Source organism: Algoriphagus sp. (assembly GCF_024642405.1).
In the GTDB taxonomy this organism is placed as follows: domain Bacteria; phylum Bacteroidota; class Bacteroidia; order Cytophagales; family Cyclobacteriaceae; genus Algoriphagus.
Genome location: NZ_JAHEBC010000110.1, coordinates 1 through 11,853, shown reverse-complemented (window position 1 = coordinate 11,853; position 11,853 = coordinate 1). Strand labels below are relative to the sequence as shown.

Here is an 11,853-nt window from a genome sequence, read left to right as displayed (position 1 = left end):
ATCAAATAATCCTACCTCATATCGATTATTTAGGCCTGATAATGGATCTGGTGCTGATAAATCCGAACTCCATAAATTTCCATAGACTCTATATCCAAGGTGAAATTGAAGTCGTTCCGCAAAAGTGATTTTTGTACCGAGATTTAAACTAGAACCCAATGCAAAATCATTTTTAAAGTCACTTGGATAGCTGGTACTCATCCAAAACATACGGAAATGGATATCCGGTACTATTTCTAGCTTTTTCTCTGATTCCTGAGCGTTAGCATGAAAAGAAAGTACCAGGAATATCCCTAGTAAAATCTTTCTCATTTTAGTTTTGCTATGGCTTCTTTGATAGGTTTGAATGGTCCGAACTTATGCTGTTGCTCAGAAAACTCATCAGCATAAGGCCCAAAAGGATGGTCTATTGGCTTTTTGGAAATATCTGGCCAATCATTAGGGAAATCACGGGTAGGTCTATCTAGGCTATTTACATAAGCAGCTACATCCCAAGCTTCCTCATCAGTAAGAATCGGGTTTTCATATGTTGCTCCAAATGGCATATTTGCCCGTACATATCCAGCAAATCTTGACATTCTATAAAGTCCTGCCTTTTGATTATAACTGTGCTCTCCCCACAAAGGTGGGTAAGTATATCCACTACCATCTGATTTGGCTAGTCCTTGACCATCAGTCATGTGACAGGCAACGCATTCTTTATCATAAACAATTTTACCTTTGATTGGATCGGCTGCCCTATCTAACAACGGAATTTCATAAATCCCTGCACCTATGGGTTTTTCTCCTTTAGGAACATTTTGACCTAACCAATTCATATAGGCTACCATTGCAATCATTTCTTTGCTATTATTTGGTAGTGCTTCCCCATTGAGACTTCTTTGAAAACAACCATTGATTCTGGATTGAACATCCTCTTCTGTTCCAGACCTTCCTCTAACTTTTGGATAAGTACTGGCAACTGCCGAATAGTTGTTTCCTAGTGGAACGGTACCAGCTTGTAAATGACAATTCTGACAATTAAGACCATTAGAGATTTTCCTAACCTTTCCGTTAGGTCCTAAATATTCGGATGTATTGGCAATAAGCTCACGACCATATTTGATTACCTCAGCATTGGGTTCTTCATCTACCTTGCTCCATGCCGGAGCAGTCCAGATACCTGCTGGATCCATCAAAGACCTAGAAACTGGTTTTTCTATCATTTGGGCTACAACAGCCTCCTCTTTTAAAGAGGGTAAGTTTACTCCTGAGAAGGATAAGTAAATTACAACACCAATAATCCCAACCAAGAGGCTCGCAAGTGTTAATAAACTCAACACCAGAGTAATCAATTGTAGAAATGGTTTACCGATCTGTTTCATATTCTTAGTTCAAGCTACAAAAATGACTTAAAACCGCACGAAAACCTGTGACAAGAATCACATCAAGCCTAGATTATTTAAATTTAATAGGCTTCCGCTAAAAAAACGAGTTTGTCTCCTACCAAACCCTGAAAAACAAATCGATCTTCAGCTTTAAATAAATTTATCTCAACAATATCTCCAAGTAAACACTCTGCTTGAAAATTGATTAAAAATTTATCTTTATCGATTTTTCTTTCTTTGAGAATATTTTCTACCCAAAGAATATAACTGGTGTTATTGACATGATCATAAAGATCTAAGTCTGAATACCTCACTTTCAATTGTTCGCTTGCAAGCAATACTCCGTCAACTTTCACTTTAGCTGCTTGCCATTCAGGTTTTTCCAAAGGGTTAAAGAGTTTTCCCGGCAACACAACCTCGGGTCTCACAGGACGTTTTGATTGAATATTTAATAATAAATAAGAAGTCATACATTGAACTAAAACCTGACCTCTCTCATCAGTCATTAAAAATTCCCTAAAAGCAAACAACTTCTCCACTCCTCTCCCTGCAGTAAAAACCCTTACTTTTTGCCCCCAAGAAGGCATATTAAAACAATGAAAATCCATTCTTGACAATACCCACATTCTATTATCCTCCAGCAAATTTCTACCGAAATCAGCTGAGTCGGCATGCCCCCATGAAGTCTCTTGAAATAAATCAGCGACGCAGCTTAACCTGGTTTTACCATCAGGATGAACTTGAAAAGAACCAATTTCGAAGTCCTTTTCAAATTGAAATCTTTCAGAAAGACTCATGAATTTGAAATTATTTTTACTTTTTTTGGAATAAGGAAAACGGATTTTCGAAAGCTAGAGAGAAGAGTAATACCTAAAGCACACACAGCAACCAAAGCAAAAGAGGTTTTAAGATTAAATAAATCTGCTATAAAACCTATCAATGGAGGCCCCAATAAGAATCCAAAAAAAGAAATCGTTGATACGATTGCTAAAGCAACGCTTGGTGCATATAGTTTCGATCTACCAGCAATACTATATGATAGCGGAATAATGGATGCTACTCCAAAACCAACTAACAAAAAACCAAATGTGGCAATTGAAATAGTTGGGAATAAGACCGATAAAATAAGTCCTAAAAAAATCAAAACTCCACTTACTTGAATTACGGCAACTTTAGTAAATCTAGCGGCAATTTTATCGGTAATAAACCTCCCCGATGCCATTGACCCCATAAAAGCCACATAGCCCAAGGCTACTAAAGAAGGATCAGCCAAAACAACTTTCTTGAAATACACACCGCTCCAATCAAACAAACAGCCCTCACACATCATCCCCAAAAAGGATATTAAACTAATTCTAAGAAGTAAAGCATCTGGCTTTTTCAAAACTAATCCTCCATCGGCCGCTCCTGCTTTCTCCTTAATAATAAACCCTTGGGCTGAAAGAATAATGATAAAAGAAATTAGTGCTACTACTACAAAATGTGCTGCTGGTGATATCCCCAAATAAATCATTAGTGCTCCAATTCCTGCTCCAGTAAATCCGGCCATACTCCACAGACCATGAAACGAAGCCAGAATACTTTTTCCCATTTGATCTTCTAGATTTAATGCTTGGGTGTTCAAAGAAATATTCATTGTGTTTCCAAGCATTCCATAAAGAACCAATACCGGTACTAAAACCCAAGTGGAAGGAGCAAAACCAATCAGGGGTAAAGTCAAAGCGTAGGCAATAGAACCAACCATAATGACCATCCTACTTCCAAACTGATGCACCGCCCAGCCGGCAATAGGTAAGCCTATTACAGAACCCATAGGAAGAAACAATAAAAGAGTTCCCAGTTGCCCTTCAGATAAATCAAATCTAGCTTGGATATCGGGTATTCGTGCTGCCCATGAAGCGAAGCAAAGTCCTACAAAAAAGAAAAAAGCTCCTAAGGCTACTCTTCGTTTGGAATTGAAATTCATAAATAGGTATAGGTAAATAGGTTTCGAAATTTAGGAATATTAGTCTAATATGCTTTGCTTTCGATCAAAATGGGTCTAAAACTATTTTAGCTGTGTTCTGTTATCCATAGAAAATTGACAAATGGAATTCATCATTGTAGGAGCTATCATCATTACCATCATTTTTTTAATCAGATTTATTATTCGGAAAGTTTTTGACTAAAAAAAAGCCACTCTCTTTTCAGAAAGTGGCTATCCCTGTATTAACAACCAACTCGAGTCTAATTGGGCAGTCTATCTGAAAACTTGCCGTAAACCCAAGTACCAGCTATTGCGAATAGGAGAGTTACAAAAACAACTAAAAAGCCACTTCCGATCTGGGCAAATAAAGGTCCCGGACATGCACCTGTTATGGCCCAACCCAAACCGAAGATAAATCCACCTATTATCTGTCCTTTTCTAAATTCCTTTTTAGGGATATTTACAGTTTCACCAGAGATGGTTTTAATCCCAAATCGTTTAATTATTTGAATTGATATAATCCCGGTAATAATTGCCGAACCGATCACTCCATACATGTGGAAAGATTGAAGACGAAACATTTCCTGAATTCTAAACCAAGAAATGATCTCGGCTTTCACAAAAACAATCCCGAACAAAATCCCGACGATTATGTATTTGATCAATGCAACACCTTTTTCTATGTCTTTTTGAGAATTTGGTGCATCACAAACCTCTGCCTGTAAGTTTTTTTCTAATACTTTCATTTCATCAATAATTTAAAATCCTACCAAACTCATTAAAGGCCCGAGCAATAAGTGGGTCATCACAAATCCTCCGATCATAAAGAAAATAGTAGCTACAAGAGACGGCCACTGAAGAGAGCTGATCCCCATAATAGCATGACCCGAAGTACAACCGCCTGCGTATCTTGTTCCGAATCCAACTAAGAATCCTCCGAAAACAAAAAACAACAATCCTTTAGCCGTAAATAGTGTACTCCAAGTGAAGATATCTGAAGGCATCAATCCAGAGAAATCCGTTATCCCCAAAGCAGTTAAATCTGCTTTAGTCTGATCAGAAAGTATAAAATCAGCTGGATTTGCAAGAAATTGAGTGGCTATAAAACCACCTATTAAAACTCCTAAAACAAACATTAAATTCCACATTTCTTTCCGCCAGTTATACGTAAAGAATGGAATTCCTGAAGGAACACAAATGGCACAAGCATGTCTTAAAGAAGACGAGATACCAAAAGTCTTATTCCCAATTAGAAGTAAGGTAGGTACCGTAAGTCCGATAAGAGGACCGGCCACATACCAAGGCCAAGGTTGTGAAACCCAGTCAATAAATTGATTCATATTCTATTAATTTTCTATTGTTAAAATCTATAATCCACTATAAAACTGTAGTTTATCATGTTTACTTTATTAATAATATTTTCTGGAGAAAGTTCCTGACTTGGAGCTTCTTTTTTTCCAACAACCAATAGTTGAAGATCTAGCCCACGAAAGAATCCTTTCAACTGATAATCAACAAGTCCGGAAACCTGGAAATAATCAGGTATTCCATATTTATTTAGATAAAAATCATCCTGGTCCGGGTTATCAATATAAGAGAAACCCATTTCGATTTTTAACTTTTCATCAACGAAACTTTGATCGTATTTGATCATTTTGGCATTGACCCCGCCAAGTCCTTCAAATCGCTCTCTAGGAAGACTAACGAAGAATTGTTCTCTACCCCATTCCCTAGGAAAAAGAAATCTTCCATTATCTGAAATTTTCAGATAATTCATGGTCAACTTACTAGTTGCCCATTTCAATCCTCCACTTAAGCCTATTCCACCAGTTTGCTCACCTGGAAGAATATAGGCTTTTTCAGGGCTTTCATTTCCTCCATTTCCAACAGAAGATTCATAGAAACCTTGAATGCCCCACAAAAACTCTGGTCCTGAATTTAAACTTAGTTGACCAGTAGCTTGCAGCATAGATAATCCAAAAACTCCTTCTGTTAAATAGCTCCAAGATTGGATATTTGCGTGATCTGAAGCATAATCAAAACCTAATGAAACGATTCCTTTTGAATCGATATGATGTTTATAAGATTCCTCTGATTCCAAAGGATTTCTGCCGGTATTGTAAAGTCCAAAAGACTCTTCAATCGTCAACCATTCTAATGATCCCCGTGAGATAACATGAGAAAACCATGATGCTTTTACTCCAAGTTTACCAGGTTTGAATCCAACTGAGATCCCACTGAATAAGTTGGGACGCATTCTATTATCAGAAGCATTCAGAAATGGACTTTCAAAATGATGTCTTCCTACCCAAATATTTAATGATTCTTTTTCATAACTCAAGAAAAACTCTTCAAGTCTATCTAAATCCTTGTGATTATTAGGATTTTGTAAATCATAAAGAAGGATTTCATATCGGTTTGAACTTTGAGTTAAAGGGTCAGTTGCCGTTACATTATTTTCAAAATGCCTAAAGACAAAAAAACCACTAAATCCCATTCCTAAGCCTTTCCAACGCGGAGAGAAATATCCTATTCCAGCACCTGTTCCCCAAGTTTGGTAATCCAAAAGATTGCCTTGGTTTTGGGTAGCCATAAAATAGGATCGAAGGTGGAATTCAAACCTTCCTTCTTTCAATACTTTCCCAAACAACGTTTTGTCTGGATCATTCTCAATCGACTCCATATTTCCATGTTGTGCCAGAGCTAGGTGAAACCACCCAAACATTAGAAAGAAAAGCGATATAGCGCGAAGAACAGTGTTCATTTTCGGTGTGACTTTAGTCACATTGAATTGCTTTAAATTTAAAATGGCAAACCTTTCGGCCTGCCATTTTTGGGTTTAAGCAACTTTTCTCACTCGGTTAGAGCAAGGTCGTTGGACAAACGTAATCTGTTACTTTAAACTTCTCTGATTCTTTAATGGCTTTAAATCCACCATCTACATCAATCAGATTATCGTAACCTCTTGCTCTTAGAATTGAGTTAAAGATCATAGATCTATACCCTCCCGCACAGTGCACGAAATACGTTTTATCCTTATTTATTTTCAACATACTTTCATTGATGTAGTCAAGAGGTGCATTTTCCGCATCTACTACATGCTCTGATAAGTATTCACTATTTTTCCTTACATCAACAATATTGATCTCTGGATTTTTCTCTTTTCTAGCTGCCAATTCTTCAGCTGAAATAGATTCTATATGATCAATTTCATGTCCTGATTTTTTCCAGGCTTCAATTCCTCCTTCCAAATATCCGAGGGCATAATCATATCCTACTCTTGCCAGTCTAGTAATCACCTCTTCCTCTCTACCTTTCTCTGCAACTACTAAAATCTCCTGTTTTAAATCAGGGATCATAGCTCCAACCCATACAGCAAAACTTCCATCAATTCCGATATTTACTGAATTAGGCACAAAACCTTTCGCAAATACCTGAGGTTCCCTTGTATCCAAAATCAAAGCTCCTGTTTCATTTGCTGCGGCTTCAAACTGAGCTGGAGTCAATGGTTTCACTCCTCTTTCCAAAACATCATCTATGCTGTCATATCCTTGGATATTCATCATTACATTCTGAGGGAAATAAGCAGGAGGAGGTGTTAAACCTGTGATAACCTCTTTGATAAATTCCTCTTTAGTCATTTCCTGAAGCGCGTAATTAGTCTTCTTTTGATTTCCCAAAGTATCTGAAGTCTCTTTACTCATATTCTTGCCACAAGCTGATCCCGCACCATGTGCCGGATAGACTATCAAATCATCAGGCAAAGGCATGATTTTATTTCTTAAGGATTCATACAAATGGCCCGCTAACTTATCCTGAGTCAAGTCTTTTATTACTTTCTGAGCTAAATCCGGTCTTCCTACATCTCCGATAAACAAAGTGTCCCCAGTAAAGATTGCTTCTGGCTTTCCTTCTTCATTATAGAGTAAAAAACAAGAACTCTCCATCGTGTGCCCAGGAGTATGAATTACTTTCACTTTTGCTTTACCAATTTTAAATTCCTGACCATCTTCAGCAACGATTGCATCGAATCCCATCTTCATAGTTGTAGGTCCATAAACAATCGGAGCTCCAGTCTTTTTAGAAAGATCTTGGTGTCCAGAAACGAAATCAGCATGGAAATGAGTTTCGAAAACATATTTTATTTCCGCATTTCTTCTTTCAGCTTTTTCAATGTATGGCTGTACTTCTCTCAGTGGGTCGATTACCGCAGCCTCGCCATCTGATTCGATGTAATATGCTCCTTGTGCAAGGCATCCAGTATAAATTTGTTCGATTTTCATATGGTTATTTTCCTATTATTCTATTTTCAACTTTCCAAAGATATTCAAGAGTTTATTAAGCTTAAATGACTTTTGTCACATTCCAATTATTCTAACTCTTCACATTAGATTGAATAGTTTGTACCAACTGATGGGCTGGAACAACTCCTGATTGTCTCCAAAGAATTTTTCCTTTTTGGAAAAGAATCAAAGTGGGAACTCCCCTAACTTGAAATTTACTTGCTGCCAAAGGGTTTTTATCCACATCTACTTTCAATATTTTTACTTTATCCCCCATCTGTCTAGAAGTATCTTCCAATATAGGATGCATCATTTTACATGGACCGCACCAGGTAGCTGTAAAATCCACCAATACTGGCTGGTCTCCATCAATCAATTCCTGAAAGGTTTTTGGTTGTGCGCTCATGTTCATAGTATTTAATTAACACAACAAAAGTACAGTGACTTAAGGTTCGCAACAGTAATTTATATCACACAGCAAAATTTTTCTATTTCTCCTTCAACTTTTAAAAAGTGCTAAAAAATCCACAGTTGGCGATTATTTTTTTATTTTCGCCAGTCAAATATCTCGAATTAATGCTCAAGTATAAGCAAATCAATAATTTAACTGGCTGGCTAGTTTTTGCCGCAGCCGCAGTAGTGTACATTTTGACCGCAGAAAAAACCGCAAGCTTCTGGGATCCAGGGGAATTCATTGCTGTTTCGTATAAATTGCAAGTTCCTCATCCTCCTGGAGCACCTTTCTTTTTATTGGTTTACAGGATGTTTAGCTTTTTAGCCGTCGGCGATGTTTTGGAAGTTGCCTATTGGATGAATGTGGGAAGTGCTCTTTTCTCAGCTTTCACAATATTATTTTTATTCTGGTCTATAACCCTTTTCGGGAGAAGACTCTATAAAATTGAAGAAGGAAAAGAGAGTACTGGCCAGGTAATTTCTTTAATGGGGGCAGGTATTGTCGGTGCTTTGTTATATACTTTCTCCGATAGCTTTTGGTTCTCTGCAGTAGAAGCTGAAGTTTACGCAATGTCTTCATTTTTTACCGCCATTGTAATTTGGGCATTTTTAAAATGGGACGTTATAAAAGACCCCAGAGATGAAAACAAATTCATGATTTTCATTGCCTATTTGGTAGGTCTTTCTATAGGAGTGCACTTGCTCAACTTGGTTACTCTTCCTGCTCTAGCATTAATTTATTATTTCAAAAAGTACGAAAAACCAAGTCTTAAAGGCGCCTTTGCGGCGATGCTTATTGGTGGTATAGCACTGATCATCATCAATAACCTTATTATTCCTGGACTTCCAAGTTTGGCAGGATCAATAGAAATTTTCTTCGTGAATTCTTTAGGCTTGCCTTTTGGCTCCGGTATTATATTCTTTTCAATAGCCTTTTTCACAGCTTTATATTTTGCTTACAAATACTCTAGAAGTAAGGAAAATGCGACTTTAAATACGGCTTTACTTTCTTTAGTTTTTATTTTAATTGGATACAGTAGTTATGCCTTAATTGTCATTCGTGCCAATCAGGATCCTATCATAAATGAGAATGCTCCAAAGGACATCATCAGCTATGTATCTTACCTCAAAAGAGAGCAATATGGCTATAGACCATTATTACATGGTCAATATTTCACAGCAAAACTGGTAGATCAGGAAGAAGGAGATCCAGTGTACATGAAAGGAAAGGATAAGTACGAAATTGTTGATTATGGATTGAAAAATATCTATGAACCTTCAAAAACAACGATTTTACCAAGGGTCTACTCTACGCAGGAAAACCATAAACGTATTTACCGTCAAGTTCTGGGCTTAAGAGAAGGTCAAGATCCTACTTTTGGAGATAATCTCTATTTCATGTTTAAGCATCAGCTTGGTAAAATGTATTGGAGATACTTTATGTGGAATTTTTCAGGTAGGGAAAGTGATTTTTCTGATGCCCCATGGATAGGAATTACAGACGCCTTTTCAGATAAATATCCAGATTACATTAAAGAAAACAAAGGCCACAACAATTTTCTAATGCTTCCATTACTCTTGGGAATCATCGGTTTGTTTTTTCAGGCTAAGTTTGATCCGAAATCTTTCTATGTGAATTTAATGTTATTCCTGATGATGGGAGTAGTGTTGGTTCTCTACCTGAATTCCCCTCCGGTAGAGCCGAGAGAACGGGATTATATTTATGTAGGTAGCTTCTATGCTTTTGCTATTTGGATCGGTATGGGAGTAATGGGTATTGCCCATGCCATTGGTAAAATGAATAAAAATTTAGCTATTGCAGGAGTTTTGGCCACTCTTTTAACTTTACCAGTGGTAGGCTTGGTTGCCAGTCAAACTTGGGATGATCACAATAGAGCTGGTAGATACTTCTCTGTAGACTCTGCACGTAATTTCTTAGCTTCTTGTGCACCAAATGCCATACTCTTTACCGGTGGTGATAATGATACATTCCCACTTTGGTATGTACAGGAAGTAGAAGGTTTCCGAACTGACGTTAGAGTAATCGTTTTAAGTTACTTTGATACTGACTGGTATGTAGAGCAAATGACACGTCCTGTAAATGAGTCAGAGGCATTACCATTCAGTTTGGATGATTCCCGCTACCAAAAAGGAACCAATGATGTGCTGTATGTTACTGGTGACGACAAGCCTAATTCAGCTATTTCTGTAAGAGCCTATCTTAATTTATTAAATGAGGCAGATCCAAGATTGAATGTGAATACCGGAGGTAAAAGCGTGGTCAATATGGTTCCATCAAGAAATCTTGTTTTGGATATCGATAGTGCCTCTGTTGCTAATAAAGATATTATTCCTGATGAGTTCACGCCTTTATTTACACCTCAGATCAATTTAAGAGTCAAAGGACAATACCTTACAAAAGGAACCTTGATGCTTATCGATTTGATCACAAGTAACAATTGGGAAAGGCCTATCTATTTCAACAACACCTCTCTTTCTACCATCGGAATAGACTTAGAAGATCACGTTGTAAATGAAGGATTAACATATAGATTACTTCCTGTTCAGAAGCCGGATTTTATTCGTGAAGAATTAGTCAATGCAGATCTCGCATATAAGAACTACATGGAAAATTTTGCTTTCCGTGGCATGGATGATCCAAATGCTTATCTGGATGAAGAATATAGAAGGTTTGCTTCCAACCATAGAAGTGCCTTAAATTCTATAGTTATAGCACTTTTGGATCAAAATAAAATGGATAAGGCAACTGAACTTTTAAACTATGGTTTGAAAGTGATGCCCAATGAGGCAATCCCATATGATCTATCCAGTGGTCAATCTGTACCGCTATTCTTCGAAGTAGGAGAAGAAGAAAAAGCACTTGAAATCATAGATGAAGTTTCAAAAAAATCATTGGATATGATTGAATTCTATACTAATGAGGACAGGGATTATGACAGAGAAATGATGATATCCATTGAGATGATCCGCTACTTCATACCACTATTGGAAGAACGAGGGTATCAGGAAAAAGCGGACGAGTTGAGAGGAAGACTAAGAATCTATATGGGAGAGGAAGCTGTTCCATCCCAGATAGACAGAAGATAATAAAAGCGGCTTAAGCCGCTTTTTTACTTTTTATGCAAAATATAGAATAAATCTAATCCTAATTCTGGGTCTTCTACAATAGGATAATCTTCATGCGTTATTTCGACAACATTTGAAGCTTGTTGTTTGTGTAATTTATTTCTGTTCCTCCTATTTAAGATTTCATAAGGCATTCTTAAAATTGTGGCCGGTAGCCTATACTGTAAATTAAAAATATCAAATCTCATGATTTTCTGTACCGACTTTCTGTTGGCAGCATGATAAGACCAAACTTTTTCATTTCCTCCTACTCCTTTTGCCTCCACTTGATCGAAAATGGATTTAGACAAATCAATTAATTGCAGAGGCGTATATTCCCTGATATGCCAAGGATTTCTTGATAAAGTATGCTTGATATTCGGAGTGGAAATAATTGCTTTCCCTCCAGGTTTTAGCACTCTATAAATTTCTTGAAGAAAAAGTTGATCATTTTTAATATGCTCAATTACCTGAAAACTCACCACTGTGTCATAGGAGTTATCTTCTATACCTTGAAAAGGAGGAATCACAGCTTGTTCAAAATTCACTTTGGGGAATTTTTTACGTAGCTCATCAATCACTTCCTGAATCTTATCAATCCCCAAATATTCCGAGGCATGAGGCAAAAGTATTTCTACTCCCCTTCCTTCTCCGCAGC

At 37.2% G+C, this 11,853-nt stretch carries 10 protein-coding genes and 1 pseudogene; 1 reads left to right on the top strand and 10 read right to left on the bottom strand.

Features of this window, described 5'->3' with window-relative positions; genetic code table 11:
- The 9 genes and pseudogenes from Q0L68_RS10215 to trxA form a co-directional block, all read right to left on the bottom strand.
- Nucleotides 1-312 (bottom strand): annotated as a pseudogene (locus Q0L68_RS10215) (hypothetical protein); the annotation flags it as partial.
- On the bottom strand, nucleotides 309-1,364 hold the full coding sequence (locus Q0L68_RS10210; RefSeq protein ID WP_296702538.1) for a c-type cytochrome: 1,056 nt from the start codon (nucleotides 1,362-1,364) through the stop codon (nucleotides 309-311). The pseudogene Q0L68_RS10215 and the gene Q0L68_RS10210, both read right to left, overlap by 4 nt.
- Before the next feature lie 83 nt (nucleotides 1,365-1,447).
- Nucleotides 1,448-2,164: an acyl-ACP thioesterase domain-containing protein gene (locus Q0L68_RS10205; protein ID WP_296702534.1), complete on the bottom strand. Its 717-nt coding sequence runs from the start codon at nucleotides 2,162-2,164 to the stop codon at nucleotides 1,448-1,450.
- The gene (locus Q0L68_RS10200; RefSeq protein WP_296702532.1) at nucleotides 2,161-3,333 is read right to left on the bottom strand and encodes an MFS transporter; all 1,173 of its coding nucleotides are present in this window, start codon (nucleotides 3,331-3,333) and stop codon (nucleotides 2,161-2,163) included. Before Q0L68_RS10200 ends, Q0L68_RS10205 begins: the two co-directional genes overlap by 4 nt.
- Nucleotides 3,334-3,593: 260 nt before the next feature.
- Complete coding sequence (locus Q0L68_RS10195; protein WP_296702530.1) at nucleotides 3,594-4,079, bottom strand: DUF6691 family protein; 486 nt, start codon at nucleotides 4,077-4,079, stop codon at nucleotides 3,594-3,596.
- A gap of 12 nt (nucleotides 4,080-4,091) precedes the next feature.
- A complete protein-coding gene (locus Q0L68_RS10190; RefSeq protein WP_296702529.1) occupies nucleotides 4,092-4,673 on the bottom strand; it encodes a YeeE/YedE thiosulfate transporter family protein in 582 nt (193 codons plus the stop codon).
- A gap of 20 nt (nucleotides 4,674-4,693) precedes the next feature.
- Nucleotides 4,694-6,118, bottom strand: a complete 1,425-nt coding sequence (locus tag Q0L68_RS10185) for a hypothetical protein (RefSeq protein ID WP_296702525.1) — start codon at nucleotides 6,116-6,118, stop codon at nucleotides 4,694-4,696.
- A 76-nt stretch (nucleotides 6,119-6,194) separates the two neighbouring features.
- The gene (locus tag Q0L68_RS10180; protein ID WP_296702523.1) at nucleotides 6,195-7,616 is read right to left on the bottom strand and encodes an MBL fold metallo-hydrolase; all 1,422 of its coding nucleotides are present in this window, start codon (nucleotides 7,614-7,616) and stop codon (nucleotides 6,195-6,197) included.
- Between the two features lie 91 nt (nucleotides 7,617-7,707).
- Nucleotides 7,708-8,022 (bottom strand): thioredoxin, encoded by a 315-nt coding sequence (trxA, locus tag Q0L68_RS10175; protein WP_296702520.1) that lies wholly within the window; start codon nucleotides 8,020-8,022, stop codon nucleotides 7,708-7,710.
- Nucleotides 8,023-8,192: 170 nt separating this feature from the next.
- Here trxA and Q0L68_RS10170 point away from each other — a divergent pair, with 170 nt between their 5' ends.
- Nucleotides 8,193-11,177, top strand: a complete 2,985-nt coding sequence (locus Q0L68_RS10170) for a DUF2723 domain-containing protein (protein ID WP_296702515.1) — start codon at nucleotides 8,193-8,195, stop codon at nucleotides 11,175-11,177.
- Between the two features lie 23 nt (nucleotides 11,178-11,200).
- Here the strand turns inward: Q0L68_RS10170 and Q0L68_RS10165 are convergent.
- On the bottom strand, nucleotides 11,201-11,853 hold a 653-nt coding region (locus tag Q0L68_RS10165; RefSeq protein ID WP_296702513.1), incomplete at its 5' end, for a bifunctional 2-polyprenyl-6-hydroxyphenol methylase/3-demethylubiquinol 3-O-methyltransferase UbiG.